Annotated in this window: 25 protein-coding genes; 4 read left to right on the top strand and 21 right to left on the bottom strand. The window is 72.8% G+C overall.

Translation table 11 applies throughout. The features are described 5' to 3' along the window. Positions 1-52: 52 nt before the first annotated feature. The 21 genes from ABZV00_RS12805 to mraZ all read right to left on the bottom strand — a co-directional run bounded on the left by ABZV00_RS12805 (position 53) and on the right by mraZ (position 21,894). A complete protein-coding gene (locus tag ABZV00_RS12805; RefSeq protein WP_328418871.1) occupies positions 53-472 on the bottom strand; it encodes a TraR/DksA C4-type zinc finger protein in 420 nt (139 codons plus the stop codon). 226 nt (positions 473-698) lie between these two features. Further along, complete coding sequence (locus ABZV00_RS12800) at positions 699-2,198, bottom strand: potassium/proton antiporter (RefSeq protein ID WP_328418872.1); 1,500 nt, start codon at positions 2,196-2,198, stop codon at positions 699-701. A gap of 22 nt (positions 2,199-2,220) precedes the next feature. Then, positions 2,221-2,526: a DUF167 domain-containing protein gene (locus ABZV00_RS12795; protein WP_328418873.1), complete on the bottom strand. Its 306-nt coding sequence runs from the start codon at positions 2,524-2,526 to the stop codon at positions 2,221-2,223. A gap of 11 nt (positions 2,527-2,537) precedes the next feature. Further along, positions 2,538-3,374 carry a hypothetical protein gene (locus ABZV00_RS12790; protein WP_355605154.1) on the bottom strand — a complete coding sequence of 279 codons (837 nt, stop codon included), beginning with the start codon at positions 3,372-3,374 and terminating at the stop codon, positions 2,538-2,540. A 79-nt stretch (positions 3,375-3,453) separates the two neighbouring features. After that, a complete protein-coding gene (locus tag ABZV00_RS12785) occupies positions 3,454-4,260 on the bottom strand; it encodes a DivIVA domain-containing protein (RefSeq protein ID WP_328426792.1) in 807 nt (268 codons plus the stop codon). Between the two features lie 44 nt (positions 4,261-4,304). Continuing rightward, positions 4,305-4,610, bottom strand: a complete 306-nt coding sequence (locus tag ABZV00_RS12780; protein WP_030334503.1) for a YggT family protein — start codon at positions 4,608-4,610, stop codon at positions 4,305-4,307. Positions 4,611-4,640: 30 nt separating this feature from the next. Continuing rightward, entirely contained in the window at positions 4,641-5,333 is a 693-nt protein-coding gene (gene sepF, locus ABZV00_RS12775; protein ID WP_355605049.1) for a cell division protein SepF, read from the bottom strand. Positions 5,334-5,523: 190 nt separating this feature from the next. Beyond that, a complete protein-coding gene (locus tag ABZV00_RS12770) occupies positions 5,524-6,267 on the bottom strand; it encodes a YggS family pyridoxal phosphate-dependent enzyme (RefSeq protein ID WP_328418876.1) in 744 nt (247 codons plus the stop codon). Positions 6,268-6,276: 9 nt separating this feature from the next. Further along, positions 6,277-7,392 (bottom strand): cell division protein FtsZ, encoded by a 1,116-nt coding sequence (gene ftsZ, locus ABZV00_RS12765; protein ID WP_328418877.1) that lies wholly within the window; start codon positions 7,390-7,392, stop codon positions 6,277-6,279. A gap of 256 nt (positions 7,393-7,648) precedes the next feature. Further along, complete coding sequence (locus ABZV00_RS12760) at positions 7,649-8,467, bottom strand: FtsQ-type POTRA domain-containing protein (protein ID WP_355605045.1); 819 nt, start codon at positions 8,465-8,467, stop codon at positions 7,649-7,651. Then, entirely contained in the window at positions 8,464-10,029 is a 1,566-nt protein-coding gene (murC, locus tag ABZV00_RS12755; protein WP_328418879.1) for a UDP-N-acetylmuramate--L-alanine ligase, read from the bottom strand. The genes ABZV00_RS12760 and murC overlap by 4 nt, the downstream gene beginning before the upstream one ends. Next, the gene (gene murG / locus ABZV00_RS12750) at positions 10,026-11,132 is read right to left on the bottom strand and encodes an undecaprenyldiphospho-muramoylpentapeptide beta-N-acetylglucosaminyltransferase (protein ID WP_328418880.1); all 1,107 of its coding nucleotides are present in this window, start codon (positions 11,130-11,132) and stop codon (positions 10,026-10,028) included. The genes murC and murG overlap by 4 nt, the downstream gene beginning before the upstream one ends. Next, a complete protein-coding gene (locus ABZV00_RS12745; RefSeq protein WP_355605146.1) occupies positions 11,132-12,541 on the bottom strand; it encodes a putative peptidoglycan glycosyltransferase FtsW in 1,410 nt (469 codons plus the stop codon). The genes murG and ABZV00_RS12745 overlap by 1 nt, the downstream gene beginning before the upstream one ends. A gap of 357 nt (positions 12,542-12,898) precedes the next feature. Beyond that, on the bottom strand, positions 12,899-14,023 hold the full coding sequence (mraY, locus tag ABZV00_RS12740) for a phospho-N-acetylmuramoyl-pentapeptide-transferase (RefSeq protein ID WP_328418881.1): 1,125 nt from the start codon (positions 14,021-14,023) through the stop codon (positions 12,899-12,901). Continuing rightward, complete coding sequence (murF, locus tag ABZV00_RS12735) at positions 14,020-15,423, bottom strand: UDP-N-acetylmuramoyl-tripeptide--D-alanyl-D-alanine ligase (protein ID WP_355605041.1); 1,404 nt, start codon at positions 15,421-15,423, stop codon at positions 14,020-14,022. The genes mraY and murF overlap by 4 nt, the downstream gene beginning before the upstream one ends. Then, positions 15,420-16,982, bottom strand: a complete 1,563-nt coding sequence (locus ABZV00_RS12730; RefSeq protein ID WP_355605038.1) for a UDP-N-acetylmuramoyl-L-alanyl-D-glutamate--2,6-diaminopimelate ligase — start codon at positions 16,980-16,982, stop codon at positions 15,420-15,422. Before ABZV00_RS12730 ends, murF begins: the two co-directional genes overlap by 4 nt. A 219-nt stretch (positions 16,983-17,201) precedes the next feature. Further along, on the bottom strand, positions 17,202-17,429 hold the full coding sequence (locus ABZV00_RS12725) for a peptidoglycan-binding domain-containing protein (protein WP_355605143.1): 228 nt from the start codon (positions 17,427-17,429) through the stop codon (positions 17,202-17,204). After that, positions 17,336-19,543 (bottom strand): penicillin-binding protein 2, encoded by a 2,208-nt coding sequence (locus ABZV00_RS12720; protein ID WP_355605035.1) that lies wholly within the window; start codon positions 19,541-19,543, stop codon positions 17,336-17,338. Before ABZV00_RS12720 ends, ABZV00_RS12725 begins: the two co-directional genes overlap by 94 nt. A gap of 3 nt (positions 19,544-19,546) precedes the next feature. Then, positions 19,547-20,158 carry a hypothetical protein gene (locus ABZV00_RS12715; RefSeq protein WP_355605032.1) on the bottom strand — a complete coding sequence of 204 codons (612 nt, stop codon included), beginning with the start codon at positions 20,156-20,158 and terminating at the stop codon, positions 19,547-19,549. Positions 20,159-20,217: 59 nt separating this feature from the next. Further along, the gene (rsmH, locus tag ABZV00_RS12710; protein ID WP_355605140.1) at positions 20,218-21,258 is read right to left on the bottom strand and encodes a 16S rRNA (cytosine(1402)-N(4))-methyltransferase RsmH; all 1,041 of its coding nucleotides are present in this window, start codon (positions 21,256-21,258) and stop codon (positions 20,218-20,220) included. 204 nt (positions 21,259-21,462) lie between these two features. Beyond that, on the bottom strand, positions 21,463-21,894 hold the full coding sequence (gene mraZ / locus ABZV00_RS12705) for a division/cell wall cluster transcriptional repressor MraZ (RefSeq protein WP_328418886.1): 432 nt from the start codon (positions 21,892-21,894) through the stop codon (positions 21,463-21,465). A 355-nt stretch (positions 21,895-22,249) separates the two neighbouring features. Between mraZ and ABZV00_RS12700 the strand changes: the two genes are divergently transcribed. The 4 genes from ABZV00_RS12700 to ABZV00_RS12685 are packed head-to-tail and all read left to right on the top strand — an operon-like array spanning position 22,250 to position 25,674. Continuing rightward, the gene (locus tag ABZV00_RS12700) at positions 22,250-23,497 is read left to right on the top strand and encodes a MurT ligase domain-containing protein (RefSeq protein WP_328426798.1); all 1,248 of its coding nucleotides are present in this window, start codon (positions 22,250-22,252) and stop codon (positions 23,495-23,497) included. Further along, the gene (locus tag ABZV00_RS12695; RefSeq protein WP_328418887.1) at positions 23,487-24,206 is read left to right on the top strand and encodes a glutamine amidotransferase; all 720 of its coding nucleotides are present in this window, start codon (positions 23,487-23,489) and stop codon (positions 24,204-24,206) included. The genes ABZV00_RS12700 and ABZV00_RS12695 overlap by 11 nt, the downstream gene beginning before the upstream one ends. After that, the gene (locus ABZV00_RS12690) at positions 24,203-24,886 is read left to right on the top strand and encodes a VTT domain-containing protein (protein ID WP_328418888.1); all 684 of its coding nucleotides are present in this window, start codon (positions 24,203-24,205) and stop codon (positions 24,884-24,886) included. Before ABZV00_RS12695 ends, ABZV00_RS12690 begins: the two co-directional genes overlap by 4 nt. Then, positions 24,847-25,674, top strand: a complete 828-nt coding sequence (locus ABZV00_RS12685) for a phosphotransferase (protein WP_355605028.1) — start codon at positions 24,847-24,849, stop codon at positions 25,672-25,674. Before ABZV00_RS12690 ends, ABZV00_RS12685 begins: the two co-directional genes overlap by 40 nt. Positions 25,675-25,700: the final 26 nt, after the last annotated feature.

Genomic DNA, 25,700 nt, shown 5'->3' with positions numbered 1-25,700 from the left:
GACAGTCTCGGCGGTGATCGCTCACCGTCTCATCGCCGCCGGGGAGCGGACCTCAGCGCCGCTCCTCCAGCTGCTTGCACGTCACGCACAGGGTGGCGGATGGGAAGGCGGCGAGGCGCTCGACCGGGATCGGGTTGCCGCACCGCTCGCACCAGCCGTATCCACCCTCGTCGAGGCGCTCCAGGGCGCGCTCGACCTGCGTGATCCGTTCCAGGATGCTGTTGGCGAGAGAAATCTCCTGCTCCCGCTCGAGCGTCTTGGTGCCCGTGTCGGCCTGGTCGTCCCCGGCCGAGTCGGTCAGCCGATCGCGCTGCAGCTCGGTGATCTCACTCAGCGTCTGATCGTACTCGGCGCGAAGCTCGTCCCGCCGCGCCGCCAGCGCCGCCCGGATCTTCTCGGTCTCCGCCGCGCTGCGGGTGGCCTTGGCCACCGGCTTTCGGCCGGCGGTCTTGGTGTCGGCTGGCTTCGCCATGGGTCGCTCCCTCGGCCGCGGCACCGGGGTGGCCCGCGATGCCTGGTCAGGGGGCGCCGACCAGGGCGTCCCCTATGTACGAAAAGGGGCGCACGGCAACGAAGGCCGCACACTCCGGAGGTTGGCAAGAATACGGAACGTACAGGCGTCCGACAACGTGCCGCACCGTCGCACCGCTCCACAGCCCCGAGCCTTGCCTAACTGGGGCAAAGGGAACGTTAGCAGATCAACCGGGCGCCTCATCCCCGTACTCACCAAACCACCGGGCCAGCCGACCCCGCCGGCTGACCGCCCGCAGCCGCCGCTCGGCGGCGTCACGCACCCCGGCGGTGGCCACGATCAACAAGCTGTCGCCGGTCTTCAGTCGAGTGTCCGGGCCGGGCACGAAGCCCACGCCGTCGCGCAGCACCAGGGTGACCGAGGCGCCCAGCGGCAGCCGCAGCTCGTCGACGTGCACGCCGGCCAGCCGCGAGCCCGGTGGTACCTCCAGCTGGAGCAGGTCGGCCCGCATCCGCTCCAGCGGGGCGGTCTCCACGTGGATCTCGGTGGCCTCGGCCGGCGCGGTCACCCCCAGCCGGCGGGCGAACGGCCCGAGCGTCCCGGTCTGCACCAGCGTGAAGATCACCACCAGCACGAAGACGGCGTCGAAGAGCCGTTCCGCGCCGGGCACCCGTTCGGAGAGCGGAATGGTGGCCAGCACGATCGGCACCGCCCCCCGCAGCCCGGCCCAGGACAGGAACGCCTGCTCGCGCAGGCCGACCTGGAACGGCAGCGCCGACACGAACACCGACAGCGGCCGGGCCAGCAGCACCAGCGCCAGGCCGGCGACCACCGCCGGCAGCACCGCCGCGTCCAGCCGGACCGGCGAGACCAGCAGCCCGAGCAGCACGAACAGGCCGATCTGGGCGAGCCAGGCCAGCCCGTCGGCGAAGCCGAGAATCGCCTGCCGGTGCGGCAGCCGGGCATTGCCCAGCAGCACCCCGGCCACGTAGACGGCAAGGAACCCCGAGGCGTGCAGCACCGCCCCCGCGGCGTACGCCAGCACGGTGATCCCCACCGCGGCGATCGGGTAAAGCCCGGAGGAGGGCAGTGCCGCCCGGCGCAGCGCCCAGGCGCCGCCCAGGCCGACGCCCACGCCCACTGCGGCGCCGACGCCCAACTCGTAGGCGACCAGGCCGGCCTCGTACCACCACGGGTGCGACCAGCCCTCGTGGGACAGGAGCACCACCAGCAGCACCACCGGGGCGTCGTTCATGCCCGACTCGGCCTCCAACGTGGCCACCGGCCGGGGTGGCAGGCGCAGCCGGCGCAGGGTGGCGAAGACAGCGGCCGCGTCGGTCGAGGAGAGCACCGCGCCGTAGAGCAGCGCCAGCCGCCAGTCCAGCCCGAGCAGCAGGTGCAGTACGACGCCGACCACCCCGATGCTGACCACCACGCCGACCGTGGAGAGCGCGGCGGCCAGCCCGAGCACCGGACGCAGGGTGCTCCACCGGGCGGTCAGGCCACCCTCCGCGATGATCACGATCAGGGCGCAGAAGCCGAGGGTCCGCGTCAGGTCGACGTCGTCGAAGCGGATGCCCAGCCCGGACTCGCCGATCGCCACGCCCAGCGCCAGGTAGACCAGGAGGCTGGGCACCCCGAGCCGGGTGGAGAGCCGGACCGCGCCGACCGCCACCAGCAGCACGGCCGCGCCGAGGAGCAGCGCGATATCCAGCCCGGGCGTCACGGTTGCCTGGCCCGGGCGTTCCTCACCCGGCGGATCCGTCGCGCAGGCGGCACAGCACCTCGGACAGCCCCGGGCCGGGACGGTCGACGAGGAAGAGCTTGTCCCGGCTGGCCGCGCCGGTACGCAGCGACACCGCCGCCGGCCGGACGCCCAATGCGCCGGCCAACGCCCGGCGGGCGGCCTCGGTGGCCCGACCGTCGACGGCGGGGGCGTGCACCGCGATCACCAGGGCGGGGCCGTGCGGGCCGTCGAACCGGCCGCCGACCCGGTCCCGGGATGCGTTGGGCTTTACCCGTACCGCCACGGTGAGCGTGTCCTGGGCGGTCACCGGACGCCGTTTCAGATCGGCCGGGCGTCGGCCAGCAGGGCGGTGGCCGGCGCGCAGTGCGCGCACGGGGTGAAGCCGAGCTCGACGGCCTCGGCGACCGGCAGCGTCTCGGGCACCCGGTCGGCCAGGTGCGAGCAGGTGGCGAGGTGGTACCGGGGCCGACCGTCCACCACCTCGACGGGGTCGGGCAACCGGGCGACCTGGGCCGCCTCGGCCGGGGTGATCGGTTGCTCGGTCGGCTCGTCGTCTGCGGCCTCGGCCGCCGGGGCATCGAGGCGTGCCGCCTCGTCGACCGGGGCCGCGAAGGGAGACACCTGGCCGCCGGGGGTATTCGCCTGGCCGCCGGGGGTGGACGCCTGATCGGCCGGGGTGGACGCCTGGTCGGCCGGGGTGGACGCCTGGTCGGCCGGGGTGGACGCCTGGTCGGCCGGGGTGGACGCCTGGTCGGCCGGGGTCGCGAAGGGCGGCCCCTGCTCCACCGGCGCGTCGAGGGGCGACGCGTGGTCGGCCGGCGGCTCGGGTGGTTGCCGCCACCCGGTGCCGCCGGTACCGAACGTCGTGGGCACGTGCTGGACCGGCACTTCCGGCTCGACCAGCGGCGGCCCGTACGCGACACCCGGTCCGGCCTGGTTGGCCGTGCGGGGCGCTCCGGGGTGCCGCCAGCCGGGCCGGCCGGGCTCCGCCGTCGCGCGGTTGGCGGCTGCCTGGCGGGCGCCCACCACCAACGCCACGGCGGCCAGCAGACTGGCCGCGATGGAGATGATCAACATAAAGCTGGAGCCACCGGCCAGGCCGAGCACCAGCAGCACCACCGCGACGAGGATGAGCAGCAGACTTGCGACTATCACGGCTCACCCCCGCCGCGTCGTACCGTCCAGGCGGGGCCGGCGACCGTCACCATCGGCGGACGCGATCGCCGGCCGGTGCTCAGCGTCCGGCTTCGAGGGCGCCGGAGCGCCCGCCGCCGCCGTACGAACCGGCGAGGCCCGCCGCGGCCAGCCCGTTGCCACCACCGGCGACCCGGCCTGCCTCGGAGCGGGTCATCTCAGCCTCGAGGCCCTGGCCGCGACCGTCGAGGTCACGCAGCTGGCTCTCCAGGTAGGCCTTGAGGCGGGTGCGGTACTCGCGCTCGAACTGCTTGAGCTCTTCGATGTGCTTCTGCAGCGCCGTGCGCTTGGCGTCCAGGCCGCCCATGGCCTCCTGGTGCCGCTGGCGGGCGTCCCGCTCGAGGGCGTCGGCCTTCGCGCGAGCCTCGCGGGTCACCTCCTCGGCCTTGCCGCGGGCCTCGGACAGCAGCTGGTCGGCCTCGCGGCGCGCGTCGGACACGTGGTCGTCGGCGGTGCGCTGGGCCATCATCAGCACGCGCAGGGCCTGCTGCTCACCGTCACCGGTGACCGCCGGGCCGCCGGTCGCGCGAACCTGCTCCAGCTCGGCCTGCATGGCGCGGGCGGCCTGCTCGGCGGACGCCTTGTCGCGCTGCACCCGGTCAAGCTGGGCCTTGACGTCGTTGAGCTCTGCCGCCAGTCGGGCGTCGCCGCCGGGGCCGGCGGGGGCACCGCCACGGCCGCCGCGCTCCACCTGGGCGCGCAGTTCGTTGTTCTCCTCGATGAGACGGGCGAGCTCGCGCTCGACCTCGTCCAGGAAGGCGTCGACCTCCTCCTCGTCATAGCCCCGCTTGCCGATCGGCGGCTTTTTGAAGGCGACGTTGTGGACGTCGGCCGGGGTCAGCGGCATCGAAACTCCTCGGGTCAGTTGCGGCCGCGAAAGCGCGTCGGTCATCAGGCAGATGCCCTGATCGACGGCCCTAACACGAACTCCATCAGCACGAACAGGATAACCAGGAGCACAAGGGAGGCCAGGTCGATGCTCACGGTACCAATTCGCAGCGGAGGGATCACACGCCTCAACGCGTTGAGAGGGGGATCAGTGACGCTCCACACGGATTCCAATCCTGCCGATGCTCCACGCCCCGGCTGCCACCGACGGCCGTACTGCAGGACGGCGCTCAGCACAAACCTGGACAGAAGAAGGAGCAGGAAGACATAAAGGATCAGGTACAACACTTGCAGCAAGATCGACAACACGGTCAGCGACGTCCCTCGGGTCGGGCGGGATCAACTCAGACTGAAAAAACCGCCCTCAGCGATCTTGGCCTTGTCCTCCGCGGTGACCTGGACATTGGCCGGTGAGAGCAGGAACACCCGATTGGTCACGCGCTCGATCGTACCGCGCAGCCCGAACGCCAGACCGGCGGCGAAGTCAACCAGACGGCGGGCATCGGCCTCATCCATCTCGGTGAGGTTGATGATCACCGGCACCCCGTCGCGGAAGTGCTCACCGATGGTGCGCGCCTCCCGGTAGGTGGTCGGGTGCAGCGTGGTGATCTGGTAACGCTGCTCCTCCTCGGGCACCGCCCGCTCACGCAGGCTGGCCTGCGGCGCGAGGGCAAGGTTGTCCCGGGTGTGGTAGGTCAGCGCACCGGAGGTCTCGCCGGCAGACGACCGGGTGATCGACCGGACGCTGGACCGCTCGACCCGCTCCGGACGCTCGCCGTCGCCCCGGTCGGAGTCGCTGACGCGCCCGTTCGCCCGGTCGGAGAGCCGACCCCGCTCAGTGGCCCGCGGCCGGGGAGCCGGCGGCTCCTCGGTGTCGTCGTCGTCCTCGTCAGCGAACTCCTCGGCGTACCGGCTCTGCCGGTACCGCGAGTCACGGTAGCCACCCTTGTCGTAGCCACCGTCATCGTAGGCCCGCTCGTCGTCCTCTTCGACCAGACCGAGCCAGACCCCCGCCTTGCGCAGTGCACCCATCCCGCGCCCTTCCGTCCGCCGTGCGGCACGCGCCCCCGTGCCATGTCGCTCGTCGCGAGTGGACAACCATGCCCATCGGACCGGAACGGCAATCCCCTGGCGCGCGATTCGCGTCGCACGCCACGACCCCCGACAAGGAGACGCCGTCCCTGAAACAACACTGATGTAATTTGCTTCTTTCGCGGTCAGGCTACCGCAGCGTGGGGCGCATTCCGAGCAACGCGCTACCGACGCGGACATGTGTCGCGCCGTATCGGATCGCGATTTCCAGGTCGCCGCTCATTCCAGCGGACAACGCGCTCGCTCCCGGGTGGACCGCGCGAAACGCCTCGGCCACCTCGGCCAGCCGGGCGAAAGCCCGCTCCGGCGCCCAGCCCAGCGGCGCCACCGCCATCAGGCCGGCCAGCCGCAGGGCCGACGCACCGGCCAGCGCCTCGGCCACCGCCTCCAGCCCGACGCTCGGGTCGGCCGAATCGGGCAGCGCGCCACCCCGGGCCGGATCGCCGTCGATGCTCACCTGCACCAGGGCGGCCAACGGTCGCTCCCGGTCGGCCGCCGCGGTGGCCAGCGCCCGGGCCAGCCGGACACTGTCGACGGAGTGCACCACGTCGGCGTACCGGACCACCGAACGGGCCTTGTTGCGCTGTAGCTGGCCGATGAAGTGCCAGCGCGGGCTCACCCCGGCCGCGGCCACCTCGGCGGCCTTACCGGCCGCCTCCTGGTCGCGGTTCTCCCCCACGTCGGTCACCCCGAGCCCGGCCAGCGCCAGTACGTCGTCGGCCGGGTAGGTCTTGGTCACCGCGATCATCGTGACCTCGGAACGGTCCCGGCCGGCGTCCGCGCACGCGTCGGCGATCCGGGCCCGGACCTGGGCCAGGCCGGCCGCGAGTTCGGCACGCCGCTCCGGTCGTACCGTGGCTGGGCTGTCGGTCATCGGCGGTGCTCAGGACCCGTTCTTGAGGAAGTCGGGCACGTCCACGTCGTCGAAGAGCACCCGACGCGGCGACTGGGTCGGGGCCGGCATGGTGACCGGCGCCGGGACCGGAGCGCTCTGCGGCGCCGGCTGGTTGGTGTTGGTCTTGCGGGACGGCTCGGCCGCCTTGTACGCCGGCGTGCCGCCGTCGAAGCCCGCCGCGATGACCGTCACCCGCACCTCGTCGCCGAGCGCGTCGTCGATCACCGCGCCGAAGATGATGTTGGCGTCCGGGTGCGCCGCGTCGGTGACCAGCTGGGCCGCGTCGTTGATCTCGAACAGGCCCAGGTCGGAGCCGCCGGCGATGGAGAGCAGCACACCGCGCGCGCCGTCCATGCTCTGCTCCAGCAGCGGGCTGGAGATGGCCGCCTCGGCCGCCTCGACCGCGCGGTTCTCGCCGCGGGCGCTGCCGATGCCCATCAGCGCGCTGCCGGCGCCGCTCATGACGCTCTTGACGTCGGCGAAGTCCAGGTTGATCAGACCCGGGGTGGTGATCAGGTCGGTGATGCCCTGCACACCGGAGAGCAGCACCTGGTCGGCGGTGCGGAACGCGTCCATCATGCTGATGCCGCGGTCGCCGAGTGCCAGCAGCCGGTCGTTCGGGATGACGATCAGGGTGTCGCACTGGTTGCGCAGTTCGTCTATTCCGGTCTCGGCCTGCACCTGGCGGCGCTTTCCCTCGAAGGAGAACGGCCGGGTCACCACGCCGATGGTCAGCGCGCCGAGCTTGCGGGCGATGTTCGCCACCACGGGCGCCCCGCCGGTGCCGGTGCCGCCGCCCTCGCCGCAGGTCACGAAGACCATGTCGGCGCCCTTGAGCACCTCCTCGATCTCGTCGCGGTGGTCCTCGGCGGCGTTCTTGCCGACATCCGGGTTGGCCCCGGCGCCCAAGCCGCGGGTCAGCTCCCGGCCGACGTCGAGCTTGACGTCGGCGTCACTCATCAGCAGCGCCTGGGCATCGGTGTTGATCGCGATGAACTCGACGCCCTTGAGCCCAACCTCGATCATCCGGTTGACGGCGTTGACGCCGCCGCCCCCGATGCCGACGACCTTGATGACCGCCAGGTAGTTGTGCGGAGGTGTCATCTCCGGTCCTTTCCCTTCGAGATTGGCTTCGGCCGACCGGGTACGGCGTGGCCTGCCCAGCGGCCGACGACAGCTGTAACCACCGAGGATCAGAGGTGAACCCTCACCCTCTACTAGAGGCTTACAGTTATGTCAACCACTGATCCTCTTCGGGGCAACGTAAGCGCCGCCGCGCGATCGGCCAAGGACCCGACCGGCGTGTCGCCGCCCAGAGCGCGATGAGTCACGTCCCCGCACCCCGCGGCACGCCCCCCGCTCAGCGGAAGGTCACCACGTCCGGCGCGCTCACGTCGATCCGGTCGGTGTCCTCGCCGAGCAGTGCGGTGGCCACCCGGGCCTTGTCCGTACCCCGCGTCGCGTCACCCCAGACCACCGTCCGGTCCCCGCGCAACCGCAGGCTGATCCGCGCCAGCCCCTCCACGCTCACGTCCACCAACTCGGCGCGCAGTTCCGGGGTCAACGCGACGAGCACTTCCAGCGCGGCCCGGGTACCCGGATCGTCGACGGCCGGCCGGGCCACCCGCACCAGCGGCAGCTCCGCGGGGCGCCGGGGCACCGTCCGGAACGCCACCCCGGTCCGGTCGACCAGGGCGAACGCCTCACCCTGCGGCACCGCCGCCACCGGGGCCCGCTCGGTCACCCGGACCACCAGCGCGCCGGGCCAGTCCCGGGACACCGTGGCCCGCTCCACCGGCGCCAGCGTGCCGACCCGGCGGGCGGCGGCAGCCAGGTCCACCCGGGCCAGCGGCACCCCGTCGGCCACCCCGACCGCGTCACGCACCTGTACCGGGGTGACCAGGCTGGCACCCTCCACCTTCACCTCGCGGACCCCGAACAACCCGGTGCCGAGCACCGTCCAGGCGACCAGCCCGACCAGGGCGAGCACCCCGGCGGTCGCCGCCCAGGGCAGCGCCGCGCGCATCCGGCGCTGCCGGGCGCGGGCCATGAACCGGCGGGTCGACGCCGGCACCGCGTCGCTGCCCGCCCGGACCAGCTGCCAGCGCCGGACCGGACCGCGTCGCGGAGCGCCGCCGTCGGCGCCGCTCGTCCGTCCTCGGGCCGGGCCGGGGCTCATCCGGCCGTGGGCGCCGCGCCGTCCGGTGCGGCGGTGCCACCGAGGGCCGCCCCGTCGCCGCCGGCGGTGGAGCCGCCGGCCACCGGATGACCGACCGCCGGAGCGGTGGCCACCGGGTCGACGGTCGCCGTCGGCGCGGAGCCCGCGGTACGCGCGAGAAGGCCGGCCAGCAACTCGTCACCCATCAGCGAGATCGGCGGGGCGCCCATGGTCACCACCACGTCCCCCGGGCGGGCCCGGCGGACCACCTCGACCGGCGCCGCCTCCCAGGAGTCGACGAAGACCTTCCGCTCGGCGGGTAGCGCCACCGCCTCGATCAGCGCCGCCGAGCCCTCGCCGGGCTGGCGCAGCTCACCCGGCCCGAAGACCTCCAGCAGCACCACCTCGTCGGCGATGGCCAGCGCCTCGGCGATCTCCGCCTGCGAATCGCGGGTGCGGTACAGCCGGTACGGCTGGAAGACGACGATCAGCCGCCCCTCCCCGGCCACCTCGCGCAGCGTCTGCAACGCCAGCGTCATCGAGGTCGGGTGGTAGGCGTACTCGTCGTAGACCAGCACGCCGTCCGCGACGCCCTTGCGCTCGAAGCGCCGCCGCACCCCCGGGAAGACCGCCAGCGCGGCCTCCGCCGCCGGCAGCGGCAGGTCCAGCAGGTACGCGGTCAGCACCGCGGAGGCGCTGTTCAGGCCCATGTGCCGCCCCGGCACCGGCAGCCGGAACTCGCCCAGCGACCGCCCGTCGATCGCGGCCAGGTACCGCACCCCGCGCGCGGACGAGACGATGTCGGTCAGTCGCAGGTCGGCGTCGGCCGCCTCGCCGTACGTGTACACCCGCCGCCCCTCGGCGCGCAGGCTCTCGGCCAGCCGCCGCCCGCCCGGGTCGTCGGCGCAGGTGATGATGAACCCGTCCGGGTCGGTGAGCTGGGCGAACTCGACGAACGCCGCCTCCAGCGTCGCGTAGTCGCCGTAGGTGTTGAGGTGGTCCGCCTCGACGTTGGTGATGATCGAGACGTACGGGCGGTAGATGAGGAACGAGCGGTCGCTCTCGTCCGCCTCGACCACGAAGTACTCGCCGCTGCCGTGGTGGGCGCCCGAGCCGACCTCGGAGATCTCCCCGCCGATCACGAAGGACGGATCGACCCCGGCCTGCTGAAGCACCATGGTCACCATCGAGGTGGTGGTGGTCTTGCCGTGGGTGCCGGCCACCGCCACCGCGCGGCGGCCGGTCATCGCCGCGGCGAGCGCCTCGGAGCGGTGCAGCACCCGCAGGCCACGCCGGCGCGCCTCGACCATCTCCAGGTGGTCCTGCGGAATGGCCGAGGAGTAGACGACGGTGTCCACGCCATCGAGGTTGGTCGCCTCGTGGCTCATGTGGATCGTCCCACCCAGCGCCCGCAGGCCGGCCAGCGACGGCCACTCGCGCAGCTCACTGCCGGAGACCGGGATGCCCCGGGTGAGGAAGAGCCGGGCGAGCCCGCTCATGCCGACCCCACCCACCCCGATCAGGTGGATGGTGCCCAGGTCCTCGGCCGTGAGCGTGCCGGCCGGGGTGAACTGCGCGGTCATCGGGCCACCGCCTCGATGACGTACGAGCGTAGCGCCTCGTCGCCGTCGCGGCGCCCGTACGCCGCTGCCGCCGCGCCCATGGTGTACAACCGCTGCGGGTCACGGATCAGCGGGATGATGGTGCGCTCCAGCCAGTCCGGGGTCAGCTCCGCGTCGTCGACCAGCATCCCGCCGCCGGCCTCCACCACGGGCAGCGCGTTGCGCCTCTGCTCCTGGTTGCTGTGCGGGTACGGCACGTAGATCGTGGGCAGCCCGATCGCGGCCACCTCGGCGACGGTCATCGCACCGCCCCGACCCAGCATCAGGTCGGCGGCGGCGTAACCCAGCTCCATCTCGGACAGGTAGGGCAGGGTCACGTACGGCACCGGCAGGTCGGTGGGGATCGGCACCGGCTCGTTGCGGGCGCCCATCACGTGCAGCACCTGCACGCCGTTGCGGGCCAGCTCCTTGGCCGCCCCGGAGACCGCCAGGTTGATCGAGCGGGCGCCCGAGGAGCCGCCGGCGACGAAGAGCACCGGCAGGTCCGGGCGGAGCCCGAAGTGGGCGCGGGCGGCGTTGCGCAGCGCGTACCGGTCCAGCGTGGCGATGCTGCGGCGCAGCGGCACCCCGACCACGCGGGCGTCGCGCAGCGACTCGGCCTGGCTCGGCTGGTGCGGGAAGCCGACCGCGATGTTCTTGGTGAACTTCATGCCCAGCCGGTTGGCCACCCCCGGCGGCACGTTCACCTCGTGGATCACCATGGGCAGCTCCCGGCGCCAGGCGGCGAGGTAGGCCGGCACCGAGACGTACCCACCGAAGCCGACCACCGCGTCGGCGCGCACCTCGTCGATGATCTTGCCCGCCGCGCGGGCCGCGGTCCACATCCGGCCCGGCGTGCGGACCAGGTTCATGTTCACCGACCGGGGCAGCTGGTACGCCGGGATCTGCCGCAGGTCGTAGCCCTGCGGCGGGATCAGCTCGTTCTCCATGCCCTTGGGTGTGCCGAGGCAGGTGATCCGGACGCCCGGGTCGTGTCGGCGCAGGCAGTCGGCGAAGGCGAGCAACGGGTAGATGTGCCCCCCGGTGCCACCTCCCGCGAGCACTACCGAACGCAGCGGACCCATCAGCGTCTCCTCTCGCTCGCCGAACCCGCGCGACTCCGGTCCTGCCGGACGCCGCGCGGTACGGCCTGGTCGTCCTGTCGCCGCGCGCGGGACCGGGGCACGGACCCTCGGCCAGCCGACGGCGTCGCCGGCCGGCGACGCCGGCCGGGAAGCGGCGGCAACGGGGCCCAGAGTAGTCGGACCCACCGGGCCGGCGGACGGGCATGCAGTGCTCTGGCCGCATCGGGTTCGGCGCGCGCGAAGGACGCCAGCATCCCGATCGCCGCCAGCGTCACGACCAGGGCACTTCCGCCGTCCGAGATGAACGGCAGGGGCAGGCCGGTGATCGGCAGCAGCCCGACCACCCCACCGATATTGATCACGGCCTGGCTGACCAGCCAGGTGGTCACCGCGGCGGCGGCGAGCCGGCGGAACGGGTCGTCGACCCGCCGGGCGATCCGCAGCCCGGTGTACGCGAGCACCGCGAAGAGTGCGAGCACCACCACGCAGCCGATCACGCCCAACTCCTCGGCGATGATCGCGAAGATGAAGTCGTTGTGCGCCGCGGGCAGCCAGTCCCACTTGAGGCTGCTCTTACCCAGCCCGACGCCGAACCAGCCGCCGTGCTCGATGGCCAGCCGGCCCTGGTAGATCTGGTAGCAGGGGTCGCCACACTCCTGCGGCGGCGGCGGGTTGAGGAAGTAGGTGAGCCGGGCGAAGCGGTAGTTCTCCTTACCCTTTTCGCCGGAGCCGGCACCCAGCGAGGCCACCGCGATGAGCAGGCCGATCCCGGCCAGGCCGGCCACCGAGAGCGCGCCGAAGACCCGCATCCGCACCCCGGCCGCCCAGAGCAGGCCGACCACCAGGGCCAGCAGGCAGAGCATGGTGCCGACGTCGTTGTAGCCGACCAGGACGAAGAGCAGCCCGATCACCGGGAAGAGCGGGGTGGCCAGCTCCCGCCACCAGCCCAGCGCGGCACCCTTGCGGGCGATCACGTGTGCGCCCCACAGCACCAACGCGAACTTGGCCAGCTCGGAGGGCTGGAGCTGGATCCCGCCGACGAACAGCCAGAGCAGCTCGGCTTTCAACGGGCCGAGCTGGGCCGACTCCTTGCCGGCCAGCCGGGCGTAGGCGAGCAGCAGGTTGAGCACCAGCAGCAGCCCCACCGAGGTGATCAGCAGCGGTCGGCCCAGCGACCGGTAGGTGGTGGCGGGCAGCCGCTGGCAGGCCCAGAACGCCCCGATGCCGATCACCGCGAAGATCGCCTGCTTGGTCACCGAGGCCGAGGCGTTGCCGTCCTCGGCGAAGTCCCGCACGCTGGTCGCCGAGAAGACCATGGTCAGCCCGATCAGCAGCAGCAGGCCGGCGCTGGACAGCAGCAGGTAGTAGGAGGCCAGCGGCCGGTCCAGCAGACCGCGCAGCGCCGCCAGCCCACCAGCGGCGTCCAGCCCACGCAGCGGCGCCGGCGCGGCCGGCTCCGGCTCCCGCGCCGCGGCCCCCGCTGCCGGCCCACGCGAGCCATCCGACCCCCGCTTGTCGTCCGGCCCACGCTTGTCGTCCGGGCCGCGCGGCGACGCGTTACGCCCCGCGCCCGGTGACCGCCGCGACCGGCCGGCTGTCCTGTCCTCGGTGCCTGGTTCCTCCCCCACCCGGACATCATCACCGCTCCGCGCGCCGCGCACGCCCACAACGGCGCCCCCGGCGTGTCGGATGGACACGCCACGGCCCCCGGTGGTCCGCCGCGAGCGGAACCGGGGGCCGAGGTGTGCTGGCCGGTGTACGCCGGGTCAGGTCATGTTGGCCAGGAACTCGCTGTAGAACAGGCCCAGCGCGATGGCCACCCCGATGCCGGCGATGATCCAGAACCGGACCACGATGTTGACCTCGCTCCAGCCGGCCAACTCGAAGTGGTGCTGCAGCGGCGACATCCGGAACACACGTTTGCCGGTGGTCCGGAAGGAGATGATCTGGATCACGACGGACATCGTGATGATCACGAAGAGCCCGCCGATGATCGGCAGCAGCAGGATGGTCCGGGTGGACATCGCCATGCCGGCGATGAGGCCGCCCAGCCCCAGCGCACCGGTGTCACCCATGAAGATCCGTGCGGGGGACGTGTTCCACCACAGGAAGCCGACACAGGCCCCGGCCGCCGCCCCGGCTATCAGCGCGATCTCCAACGGGTCGCGGACCGCGTAGCAGTACGACTGGGTGTAGCTCGGGTCGGCGCACCAGTGCCGGTACTGCCAGAACGCGATCAACGCGTACGCGGCGAGCACCATCACCGAGGCGCCGGTGGCCAGACCGTCCAGGCCGTCGGTGAGGTTCACCCCGTTCGTGGCGCCCATCACCACGAAGATGAAGATGATGATCGCGCCGATCTTGCTGACTTCCAGGGCGTCGATGTCCCGGATGAAGCTCAGCGTGGTGCTGCCCACCGTCTCGGTGTTGGTCACCGCGCCCGAGGCGTCGGTCATCGTGCTCGGGAAGTACAGCGCGACCACGCCGAAGACCGCGCCGACCAGGATCTGGCCGAGCAGCTTGCCGCGCTTGTTCAGCCCGGCGCTGTTGCGCTTGCGCACCTTGAGGAAGTCGTCGAGGAAGCCCACCGCACCGGAGAACACCATCAGCCCCAGCAGCACCAGGGCGGTGATGGTCGGCTCCACCTGGGCGATCTGCGCGTCCGGCAGGGTGGTCAGAGCCAGGTGCCCGGCCACGTACGCGATCACCGTGGCCAGGATGAAGACCACGCCGCCCATCGTGGGCGTGCCCTTCTTGGTCTGGTGCATGGCCGGGCCCTCGGCCCGGATCGGCTGGCCGGCCTTGAGCCGGGTGAACACCTTGATCGCGATCGGGGTGCAGAAGAGCGAGACGAGGAAGGCCACCCCGACGGCGACGATGACCGCCCTCACGCGGTAGCTCCATTCTCAGAGGTGGCGTCGGCGCGCAGGGCGTCGGCCACCTCCCAGGTCCGGTACCGGGAGCCCTTGACCAGGACGACGTCGCCCGGCCGTAGCTCGCCCCGCAGCACCTCGACGGCCGCTGCCTGATCGGTGAGCAGCACCGACTCTCCTCCCCAGTTCGCTACCGCTGTCGCGCCTTCGTGGATCGGCGCAGCCGGCTCGCCCACGACGAGCAGCCGGTCGACACCCAGCTCGGCCGCGAGTTGGCCGACCTCAGCGTGGCCGTCCCGCTCGAACGGGCCGAGCTCGGCCATGTAGCCGAGCACCGCGACGGTACGCCGACCCCGGCCGAGCGTGGCGAGCGCCTTCAGCGCGGCCGACATCGAGGCCGGGTTGGCGTTGTACGAGTCGTCGATGACGGTCACCCCGTCGGGGCGGTCGAAGACGTCCATCCGTCGGGTGGAGACCAGCCCCAGCTCGCCGAGCGCCGTGGCCAGCTCGTCCAGTGGCATGCCCAGCTCTCGGGCCACCGCCGCCGCGGCGAGGGTGTTGGAGACCTGGTGGCGGCCGGTCAGCCCGAGCCGTACCGGCGCGCTCCCCTCCGGGGTGACCAGGGTGTACGACGCGCGTCCCCGATCGTCCAGCGTGACGTCCTCGGCCCGCACGTCGGCGTCCGGGGCCTCGCCGTAGCGGACCACCCGGGCGCTGGTACGGCTCGCCATCGCGTCCACCCGTGGGTCGTCGGCGTTCAGGACGGCCAGGCCGTCGGACGGCAGCGCCTCGACCAGCTCGCCCTTGGCCAGGGCGATGGTCTCCTGCGAGCCGAACTCACCGATGTGTGAGGTCCCGACGTTGAGCACCACGGAGATCCTCGGCGGCACGATCTCGCACAGGTAGCGCACGTGCCCCACCCCGCGCGAGCCCTTCTCCAGCACGAGGTAGCGGGTGTCCGGCCCGGCCTGCAACGCCGTGTACGGGTGCCCCAGCTCGTTGTTGAACGACCCGGGCGGCGCCACCGTGGTGCCGAGCCGGACGGTGAGCTGGCCGATCAGGTCCTTGGTGGTGGTCTTGCCGGAGGAGCCGGTTAGCCCGACCACGGTCAGCCCGGGCAGCCGGTCCACCACCGCGCGGGCCAGCCGGCCCATCGCGGTCAGCGCGTCGTCGACCAGCACCATCGGCACTCCGGGCACCTCGCGGGTGCCGAGCACCGCCACCGCGCCGGACTCCATCGCGCCGGCCGCGTAGTCGTGCCCGTCGACCTTCTCCCCTGGGAAGGCCACGAAGAGCGCGCCGGGGGCCACCTTGCGCGAGTCGAACTCGACCGTGCCGGTCACGGTGACGGCCGCGTCGGCGGCGACCAGCCGCCCGTCGACCGCGGCGGCCACCTCGGCCAGGGTCAGCGCGATCACTGCTGACCCGCCAGGTCCCCGAAGCGGGCCCGCAGCGCGTCGGCAAGCTCGGTGCTGTCGTCGAACGGGAACACCTCGCCGCCCACCTCCTGGCCCCGCTCGTGGCCCTTGCCGAGCAGCGCGATCACGTCGCCCGGTTCGGCCAGCCGGACCGCCTCGTCGATGGCGGCGCGCCGGCCGTCCACCTCGATGATCCGTGCGGCCGTGCCGGCCCGGTACGCCCCGGCGAGCACCTCGGCGCGGATCTCCGCCGGATCCTCGGTGCGCGGGTTGTCGTCGGTCACCAGCACCACGTCGGCTCCCTCCGCCGCGGCGGCGCCCATCACCGGCCGCTTGCCCCGGTCCCGGTCCCCACCGGCACCGATCACGCAGATCAACCGGCCCGCGCTCAGCTCGCGTAGCGCGGCCAGCGCGGCCACGATCGCGTCCGACTTGTGCGCGTAGTCGACCACCCCGCGCACCGGCCCCGCGACGTCGACCAGCTCCAGCCGGCCCGGTACGCCGCCGCAGGCCGCCACGCCGGCCGCCGCGGTCGCCGGGTCCACCCCGGCACCCACCAGCGCTGCGATGGCCAGCAGCGCGTTGGCCACGTTGTGCCGGCCGGGCAGCGCCACCCCGGTGGGCAGGGCCAGCCCGTCCGGGCCGTGCGCGGTGAACCGCTGGGCGTACCCCTCACCACCGACGCCGTCGGCCCACCACGTCGCGTCCGGGTCGCCGGCCGCCGAGTAGCTGACCGTCGTCGGCTTGTACAGCGACTTGAGGGCCGGGTCGTCGTGGTTGAGCACCTCGACGGCGCACCGGCCGTCGAAGAGCTGCGCCTTGGCGGCGAAGTAGTCGGCGCTGTCGGCGTGGAAGTCCAGGTGGTCGGAGCCGAAGTTGGTGTAGCCGCCGACGGCGAACCGGACGCCGCCCACCCGGCCCATGGCCAGCGCGTGGCTGGAGACCTCCATGACCACGGCGGTGACCCCGCGCTCGCGGGCGGTGGCCAGCATGGCGTGCAGATCGGTCGCCTCGGGGGTGGTGCGCACGCTGTCGATCACCAGGTCACCGAGCCGGGTCTCCACGGTGCCGATCAGCCCGGTGGTGTGCCCGGCGGCGCGCAGGCCCGACTCGATCAGGTAGGCGGTGGAGGTCTTGCCGGCGGTGCCGGTCACGCCGATCACGGTGAGCCCGGCGGTCGGGTCGCCGTAGACGGCCGAGGCCACCTCGCCGAGCACCGCACGGGGGTCGGACACCACCAGGGCGGGCAGGCCGGACCCCGCCGCCAGTTCGGCGCCGGCCGGGTCGGTCAGCAGCGCCACCGCGCCGGCCTCGGCAGCGCCGGCCGCGAACTCCGCGCCGTGCCGGCGGGCACCGGGCAGGGCCGCATACAGGTCGCCGGGGCGGACCTCCTGGCTGGCGTGGGTGGCCCCGGTGACGACCACTCCAGCGGCGTCCGCCGGGAGGTCGACATCGAGCCGGACGGCGAGATCGCCGAGCCGGACTCCGGTCACGGTACGTGGACGTGGATTGCCGGGCACGGCGTCAGACCCTACCCGGTCGTCCGGTTCCGGCCGCACACCGCGCCTGAATATCCGTCTCGGGAGTCGCCGAACGTCCGGCGTGGCGTCGGGCGGCCCGTGGAGCGGCTGCGGCGACGCTGGTGCAGGGGTCCGAGCCGGTTGCGAGAGCACCGCAGGGGAGCACAGTTCCCTGCCGGCTCAGCCGCCTTCACCAGAAACCAGAAAATGAGGCGCGGACACGGATTATTTCCAACCCGTATCCGCGCCCGACTGCAATTAGATCTCCGCGTGGATCCACTTCATGGCGTTCCGCGTGTTCAGGCCGTAGACACCGTCAGCGGTCACACCGACCGCAGCCTGCACCTGCTTCAACGCGGTCTGCGTGCCTCCGCCGAAGACGCCATCCGTTGCTAACCAGGGAAGACGACAAAACGTGGACTCGGCGTTCCCGTAGGAGGGACTCGTGAATGACGCAGAGTGAAGCTCATCACTTCGCGGAAGGATTCTGTTGCCGCCTTGGCGCCACCGCCACCAGGGCTGTACACGAACACCGCGACGACGTAACGGGGCTTCTCCGCGGGGGCCATCCCGATGAAGGAGGACACCTCGCCGGGCTGCTTCTTGCCGTCCACCAGCCGCCAGCCGGTGCCGGTCTTGCCGGCGATCCGGTAGCCGGGGACCGCGGCGGCCTCGCCGGTGGCGCGATCGACCGTGGTGACCGCCTCCAGCATGGTGCGCAGCGCCGCCGCGTTCTGCGGGCTGAGCACCGAACGCGTCACCGGGGCCGGCGCGGCAGTGTGCTTACCGTCCGGGCCGATCGTCTCCTTGACCAGGTGTGGCTGCACGTAGGTGCCGTCGTTGGCGATGGTGGCGTACGCGGCGGCCATCTGCAGCGGCGTGGCGTCGACGCTGTGCCCGATCGGCACCGACCCGGCCGACGACTCGCTCCACTCGTCGGCCGGCAGCAGCCGTCCGCGGGCCTCGCCGGGCATCCCCTCGCCGGTGGGCTGGCCGAGCCCGAACCGCTTCTGGTAGTCGATCAACCGGTCCCGGCCGAGCCGGTCGGCGATGGTGATGGTGCCGACGTTCGACGAGTAGGCGAGCATCCCCGGCACGCTCATCCGCTTGCCGTTCGCCGGGTGGGTGTCGGCGAACCAGGTGTCGCCCTTCTTGATGCTGTTCGCGATGGGCAGCGTGGTGTCCGGGGTGATCACCCCCTCCTGCAGTGCCGCCCCGAAGGTGATCGCCTTGTGCACCGAACCGGGGTCGACCACGAAGCTGGTCGCGGCGTCCTCCCGGGCCACCGGGTCGCTCGGGATCGGCTTGGCGGCGTTGTAGGTGGGGTGGCTGGCCTGGGACAGCACCTCACCGGTGGGCACGTCGATGATCACCGCCGCCCCAGTGCTACCCGGGTGCGGAGCCAACGCCGTGCTAAGGATCTGCTGGCTGCGGAACTGCAGGTCGCGGTCGATGGTGAGCGTCATCGAGCTGCCCGGCTTGGCCAGCGTGGTCTTGCTGTAGCCACCCGGGATCGGCGCGGCGAGGTCACCGAGGCCGGCCTCGTACACCCGCTTGCCGTCCTGTCCGGCGAGCAGATCGTTGTAGCGGGCCTCCAGGCCCTCCAGCCCGACCATGTCCTGACTGGTGAAGCCGATCAGGTTGGCCGCCAGGTCGTCGCCGGGCACCTCGCGGCGCTCGTCGCGGTGCACGCCGATGCCGGGCAGCTCCAGCGTCTGCACCCGCTTGGCGGTCGAGATCTCCACTCCCCGGGCCAGGTACTCGAATCGTGAAGCGACGCCGGTCTCCAGCTTGCGGGGCTTCATCAGCTCGGTGAGCTTCGACGCCGGGATGCCGAGCAGCGGGGAGAGCGCCTTCGCGGTGCCGGCCGGGTCCTCGATCTCGGTCGGGTCGGCGAACACGTACCGCGCCTCGACGCTGTGGGCCAGCGGGGCGCCGGTGCGGTCGTAGATCGCGCCGCGCGGGGCGGGCAGTTCGACCGTGCGGGTCCGGTCGGCGACGCCGCCGCCGGCGTACGCCGGAGTGTCTACCGCCTGGAGGAAGATCAGCCGGATCCCGATGACGGCGAACAGCGTCAGGGTGAGCGCGGTGCCCAGCCTCAGCCGCAGCCGTGAGTCGGCCAGCTTCGGCGGGCGCGGTGGCTTGCGGGACGGCCGGCGGGCCGCCGGGCGGTCGCCGCGGCGCGGCGCGCGCGGCGTGGTGGTCCGGCGGCGCGGCGGCGGCTCGTCGCCGGCCGGGCCGCGCGGGGTGCGCGGCGCGACGGTGCGCACGACCCCGCCACGTCCCGCCGCCGGCGCGTCCCGTCGGCCGGTCCGGGCGGCGGCCCGGCCGCCGTCGAGCACCTGCAACGCGGGCCGGAACGGGTCGCCGGACCGGGTGCTGCGCGGGGTACGCCGCTGCTCGGTGCCCCCGCTACGCGCCGGCGAGCCGCGCTCCTCCCGGATGGTCCGGCCCCGAGGGGTGTACGCCCGAGCGCCCGAGATGCCTCCCATGCCCGGCTCCCCGGCACGCGGCTCCCCGTCCGTGGGGTCGGTGTCACGGGAAGAACCGCGCCGGGACCCCTTGGGATCCCGGCGCGGCTCGTCCGACCTCGATGGCACCGGTCAGCCCCCCGCACCCTGCTGGCTGGTCACCGACGGCTCCCCGGTCGCCGGCTTCGGCACGCCGAGGGGCAGCTTGCCGTCCGGCAGCCGGACGTACCCCGGCTCGCCCGCGTCCACCAGACCCAGTCGGCGCGCCTCGGCGGTCAGGTTGCCTGGCGCCTCGGCGTCGGCGATCTGCTTGTCCAGCTGCTGCTTCTCCAGGTCCAGCCGGCCCTGCTGCTGCTCCAGCTTCTCCAGCCGCAGGGCATTCTCGTTGATCTTGGTGTTGACCGTCAGGATGCCGAGCACCCCACCGAGCACCAGCAGCACGATCAGCGCCGCGAACGGTGCGCGCGGCACCGACATCGGCGGCGGCGGCGCCACCCGCAGCCGCGGCGGGCGAGCGCTGGCGGCGACGCCGGCCTTCTCGGCCGGCCGCAGCGCGGCACTGCCCTGGGTGGGGAACTCGCGCGCCCCCCGGGCACGAGCCTCCCCCTGCCGCTTCACTCGATCGATGCGTGGCGTACCGTTCCCCACGCGCGTCGCCCGCTCCGCCACGGTCCGGCCCCCCGACCGTGGTGTGCGCTGCCCGCCGCCGGTGATGTCCCGGCGGTCGCGCTTGTCAATGCTCATGTCCCCTCCCCCTCAACGTCCGTCCCTCTACCGGACCGGAGCCACGGATCCCCCACGGATCACGCAGTCCCCGTCCCCGGTTGGTGCATCCCCTTCACCCTTCGGCGGGACCGTTCGCGGTCGGTCCGCCCTTGCTGTGCCGCGTTCGGGTCGAGTCGCTCCGCCGCCCGCAGCCGCACCGAGGCGGCTCGCGGGTTAGCGGCGACCTCCGCTTCCCCGGCCAGTTCGGCACCCCGGCTGAGCAGCCGGAACGTCGGACCGGACCCGGGCAGTTCGACCGGGAGGTCGATCGGGCCCTTACTGCGGACCCGGTCCGCGAGCGCCACCTTGGTGAGCCGGTCCTCCAGCGAGTGGTAGGACAGGACCACCATGCGACCGCCCACGGTCAATGCGTCGAGCGCGGACGGCAGCGCCGTCTCCAGCGCTGCCAGCTCTTTGTTTACCTCGATCCGTAAAGCCTGAAACGTTCTCTTTGCCGGGTGTCCGCCCGTTCGTCGAGCTGGCGCCGGAATGGAGTCCCGGACCAGCTCCGCCAGCCGCGCGGACGACGTGATCCGGACGCGTTCCCGCTCCCGGATGATCGCCGAGGCGATCCGGCCGGCGAACTTCTCCTCGCCGTAGACCCGAAGCACCCGGGCCAGGTCCGGGTGCGCGTAGGTGTTGACCACCTCCTCGGCGGTCACCCCCCGGGTCTGGTCCATCCGCATGTCCAGTGGCGCGTCCTGGGCGTACGCGAACCCGCGGTCGGGCGCGTCGAGTTGCAGCGACGAGACACCCAGGTCGAACAGGATGCCGTCGATGCCCGGATAGCCCAGCCGGTCGAGCACCTCGGGCAGCTCGTCGTAGACGGCGTGCTCCAGGTGCACCCGATCGGCGAACCGGGCCAGCCGAACCCGCGCGTGGGCGAGTGCCTCGGTGTCCCGGTCCAGCCCGATCAGGACCGTCTCCGGATGCGCCTCGAGCACCGCCTCCGCGTGCCCGCCCAGGCCGAGCGTCGCGTCGACGTGCACCGTCCGGCCGCTTCGACCCAGCGCGGGGGCCAGCAGCTCGAGACACCGCTCGAGCAGCACCGGCACGTGCGTGCCGCGCAACTCCCCCATGATGACCCCCACTGGTTGAAACGTCCGTTCTCCTCGTGCGCCCGTCGTCGGACGGCGCTGCCGTCGTACCGCCAGATCCCCATCCGCTCCCGCCGGGCACCGGGCTCCGCCCGATGACTGGATCGTGCGCCTGGCACCGGGGAAGGGGTGCCAGGAACTCGAAAGCGGCTGGAGATCTCGCAGTACGTCGGGCGCCGTTCCGCCCTACAGACCGCCGGGCAGCACCCCCTCCTCGATGTCGGCGAAGTCGTCTTCGCTCTCGGCGAGGTAGGTCTCCCAGGCGACCCGGTCCCAGATCTCCACCCGCGTGCTCGCGCCGATCACGACCAGGTCGCGATCCAGTGCGGCGTACGCCCGCAGGTGGGCCGGGATGGTCACCCGACCCTGCTTGTCCGGAACCTCGTCGTGCGCGCTGGCGAAGAAGACCCGGCTGTAGGCCCGGGCCGCCTTGTGCGTCATCGGTTGCGCGCGCAACTGCTCCGCGATCCGCTGGAACTCAGGTGTCGGAAAGACGTAGAGGCAGCGCTCCTGCCCTTTAGTGACCACGACACCCCCTGCCAGCTCGTCCCGGAACTTGGCCGGAAGGATCAACCGGCCTTTGTCGTCCAGGCGCGGAGTGTGGGTGCCGAGGAACATCGGCCCTACCCCCTCGCCCTTGAACGGCGTTCGCGGCGCCGCTGACCCCCCGGGCCGGTGAGCCCTCCCGGCCTCACCATTGGTCCCCACTCTACTCCACTTCCCTCCACCTGCAACCAGATTCGCCCGCGTGGCGCGCTCGATGCGCGGGCAAAACCGCACGTCACAAGGGGTGGAGCGGAGTGGAGGGCCACGGCGGCGGTCCGGCGTGGTCCGCTTTCCGACATAGATCGACTCCGTCCGGATGAAGCCGAACCAGCCGCCCGCGTGGGCACCACGGCCGAACGGTTCGCGGTCGGCGGCGATCTGGTGAGGCGGGCGGTCCGGTAACCTCGCTCGCGTGACGGACGCGAAAATGCCCCTACGGGCCAAGGTGGCCAGCTCCGTGTCACGGACCGCCGCCGCGCTCTCCCGGGCGGCCGGCCGTGGCGACGGTTCGGTCATCGGCGGGTGGATCGGCCTGAAGATCGACCCGGACCTGCTGGCCCACCTGTCGGCCGGGCGCGCCATCGCGCTCGTCTCCGGCACCAACGGCAAGACCACCACCACCCGGTTGACCGCCGCCGCGGTCGGCGTGCTCGGGCGGGTCGCCACCAACTCCTTCGGCGCCAACATGCCCAGCGGCCACACCTCGGCGCTGGCCAAGGCCGGCAGCACCCCGTACGCCGTGCTGGAGGTCGACGAGCACTACCTCGCCCAGGTGCTGGAGGCGACCGAGCCGCACGTGGTCGCCCTGCTGAACCTCTCCCGCGACCAGCTCGACCGGGCCAAGGAGGTCGCCATGATGGCGCAGCTCTGGCGCGCGGCGCTGGTCCGGCACACCGATGTGCGGGTGGTGGCCAACGCCGACGACCCGATGGTGGTCTGGGCCGCCACCCCGCCGGGCGACCCCGCCCGCGGCATCAACCCGCCGCACGTGACCTGGTTCAGCGCCGGCCAGCGCTGGCACGACGACTCCTGGGTCTGCCCGGAGTGCGGCTCCACCATTCAGCGCAACGGCGACCAGTGGTGGTGCACCGGCTGCCCGCTGCGCCGGCCGGAGCCGCAGTGGGTCGTCGAGGACGAGGGCGTGCTCGACCCCACCGGAGCCTGGCACAAGGTCTCCCTCCAGCTACCCGGCAAGGTCAACCTGGGCAACGCGGCGACGGCGCTGGCCGTGGCCGCCGAGTTCGGCGTCCGCCCGGTCGACGCGGTGTCCCGCCTCGGCATCGTCACCTCGGTGGCCGGCCGCTACGCGCAGGTGGACAAGGACGGGCGCAACATCCGGCTGCTGCTGGCCAAGAATCCGGCCAGTTGGCTGGAGGCCTTCGACATGGCCGACGAGGCGCCGACCCTGCTCTCCATCAACGCGCGCGACCCCGACGGGCTGGACACCTCCTGGCTCTTCGACGTCGACTTCGCGCCGCTGCGCGGCCGACAGGTGCTGATCACCGGCGACCGGGCGTACGACCTGGCGGTCCGCCTGGACGTCAACGACGTGTCGTTCCAGCACGTGCGCACGTTCGAGGACGCGATCCGGTCGGTCCCGCCGGGGCGGCTGGAGGTCATCGCGAACTACACCGCGTTCCAGGACATCCGAGCGGAGTTGGACCGTGTCAACTGAGAGCCTGCGCATCGTCTGGATCTACCCAGACCTCCTCTCCACCTACGGCGATCGGGGCAACGCGCTGATCCTCGCCCGGCGGGCCCGCCAGCGCGGTATGCCGGTCGAGGTCATGGAGGTCCGCTCCGACCAGCGGCTGCCCGCGACCGCCGACATCTACCTGGTCGGCGGCGGTGAGGACGGTCCGCAGGCGCTGGGCGCGCAGCGGCTGATCGCCGACGGTGGCCTGCACCGGGCGGTCGCCCAGGGCTCGGTGGTGTTCGGCGTCTGCGCCGGCTACCAGCTACTCGGCATGTCCTTCTTCGCCAAGGGTGTGCAGTGCCGCGGCCTGGAGCTGCTCGACCTGCAGTCCGACCGGGGCCCGAGCCGAGCCGTCGGCGAGCTGGCCGGCGAGATCGACCCCCGCCTGGGCCTGCCCGCGCTGACCGGCTTCGAAAACCACGGCGGCCGCACCCACCTCGGTCCGGAGGTCTCCCCGCTGGCACGGGTGAGCACCGGGGTGGGCAACGACGGCACCACCGAGGGTGCCTGGCGGGGCAAGCTGCTCGGCACCTATTCGCACGGCCCCGCGCTGGCCCGCAATCCGGCCCTGGCCGACCTTCTGCTGCGCTGGGCCACCGGGGCGCACCAGCTCCCGCCGCTGGACGACACCTGGTCGGACCGGCTTCGGAGCGAACGCCGCGCCGCGGTGGCCGCCGCCCGGGCATGATCCCCGCCGTCCGGCGGCTGCTCCGGCAGCCGTCGGCCGCCCGGTTCGCCCTGCTCGTGCTGCTGATCGGCGGCTGCGCGCTGCTGCTGCTCCTGGCGCCCCGACCGGACCCGGAGCAGTTACCCCGGCTGGCCAACCACCTCGGCCATCTCGCCCCGGTGGCGGCGGTCCTCGGCGGCGCGCTGCTGCTGGTCGCGTTGGTACCCCGGACCTTCATCACACTCGCCTCGGGCGCCATCTTCGGCCCGCTGGAGGGCGCCGCGTACGCCCTGGGCGCCGCGCTGCTGGCGGCGGCGATCGGGTTCACGGTCGGCCGGCTGCTCGGTCGGGAGTTCGTGGCCGAGCGGGTCCGTGGCCGGCTGGCCCGCCTCGACGGCTGGTTCACCCGGCAGAGCGTGCTCGGCGTGGTCACCGTCCGGCTGCTGCCGATCGCCGGCTTCGGGCTGGTCAGCTATGGCTACGGCACCACCGGCGCCCGGGTACTGCCGTTCCTGGCCGGCAGCGTGATCGCCTCCGCGCCGACCGCATTCGGCTACGCCGCGATCGGCGCGGCGGTCAGCTCACCCGGCCGCATCAACTGGTACGCCGCCGCCCCCGCCAGCCTCGGCCTGATCGCCAGCGTGGTGCTCATCCACCAGTGGTGGCGCGCCGAGCGGCGCCGCCGCTCCATGCCGGCCTGACCGTGCCCGAGCCGACCGACCTGCCCGGCGAGCAGCGACTCGCCGGAGGCTTCGTGGCCGACGTGGTCCGGATCGGCGACACCGTACGGCGTACCCCACCGGCCAACCTGGACTTCGTCAGCGCGCTCCTGCACCACCTGGCCGAGGTCGGCGCGGACCTCGCCCCCCGGCACCTGGGTGTCGACGCCCTGGGCCGCCAGATGCTCAGCCACATCGAGGGGCGGGTGCCGTGGCGGGACCAGGAGGACCCGGCCTTTGTCGCCGACCCGGCGCTGGTGCGGCTGGCTGAGCTGATCCGGCGGCTGCACGACGCCTGCGCGGGCACCGCCCTGGCCGGCGACGCCGAAACGGTCTGCCATCACGACCTGTCACCGAAGAACACGGTCTACCGGGACTTTCCCGCCGGTCTCCTGCCGGTGGCCTTCCTGGACTGGGACCTGGCCGCACCGGGTCCCCGGATCGCCGACGTGGCGTTCGCCGGCTGGCACTGGGCCGCGTTGGGCGAGGGCGCCGACCCGGCCGAGTTGGGTAGGCGCTGCCGCGTGCTCTGCGACGCCTACGAGGCCGCAGCCACCGGACCGACCCTGGTGGCACTCGCCCGGGACGAGTTGGTGGACCTCATGCTCGACCAGATCGAGGGCACCTGGCGCGGCATCGACGCCGGCGCCGACCGCGACGAGCCGGGAATGCGCCGGCTGCGCGACGGGGGCGCCGTCGACGGGGTACGTCGCTGGCAGGACTGGCTGCTCGCCCACCGCCGCACCGTGGCGGCGGCGCTGACCGCCTGAGTCGGTGCCGCCCCTCAGAGCCGACG

It is taken from the genome of Micromonospora sp. NPDC005173 (genome assembly GCF_040608515.1).
Lineage (GTDB): Bacteria > Actinomycetota > Actinomycetes > Mycobacteriales > Micromonosporaceae > Micromonospora.
Note: the sequence above shows the minus strand (reverse complement) of the source record. Positions and strands in the feature narration are given on the sequence as shown.

Bases quoted from the DNA above. Each gene is read 5' to 3' on its own strand.
- ABZV00_RS12805 (WP_328418871.1), bottom strand. From the start codon at position 472: ATGGCGAAGCCAGCCGACACCAAGACCGCCGGCCGAAAGCCGGTGGCC.
- ABZV00_RS12785 (WP_328426792.1), bottom strand. From the start codon at position 4,260: ATGCCGCTGACCCCGGCCGACGTCCACAACGTCGCCTTCAAAAAGCCG.
- sepF (WP_355605049.1), bottom strand. From the start codon at position 5,333: ATGGGTGCACTGCGCAAGGCGGGGGTCTGGCTCGGTCTGGTCGAAGAG.
- ABZV00_RS12770 (WP_328418876.1), bottom strand. From the start codon at position 6,267: ATGACCGACAGCCCAGCCACGGTACGACCGGAGCGGCGTGCCGAACTC.
- ftsZ (WP_328418877.1), bottom strand. From the start codon at position 7,392: ATGACACCTCCGCACAACTACCTGGCGGTCATCAAGGTCGTCGGCATC.
- ABZV00_RS12760 (WP_355605045.1), bottom strand. From the start codon at position 8,467: ATGAGCCCCGGCCCGGCCCGAGGACGGACGAGCGGCGCCGACGGCGGC.
- murC (WP_328418879.1), bottom strand. From the start codon at position 10,029: ATGACCGCGCAGTTCACCCCGGCCGGCACGCTCACGGCCGAGGACCTG.
- murG (WP_328418880.1), bottom strand. From the start codon at position 11,132: ATGGGTCCGCTGCGTTCGGTAGTGCTCGCGGGAGGTGGCACCGGGGGG.
- ABZV00_RS12715 (WP_355605032.1), bottom strand. From the start codon at position 20,158: ATGAGCATTGACAAGCGCGACCGCCGGGACATCACCGGCGGCGGGCAG.
- rsmH (WP_355605140.1), bottom strand. From the start codon at position 21,258: ATGGGGGAGTTGCGCGGCACGCACGTGCCGGTGCTGCTCGAGCGGTGT.
- mraZ (WP_328418886.1), bottom strand. From the start codon at position 21,894: ATGTTCCTCGGCACCCACACTCCGCGCCTGGACGACAAAGGCCGGTTG.
- ABZV00_RS12700 (WP_328426798.1), top strand. From the start codon at position 22,250: ATGCCCCTACGGGCCAAGGTGGCCAGCTCCGTGTCACGGACCGCCGCC.
- ABZV00_RS12690 (WP_328418888.1), top strand. From the start codon at position 24,203: ATGATCCCCGCCGTCCGGCGGCTGCTCCGGCAGCCGTCGGCCGCCCGG.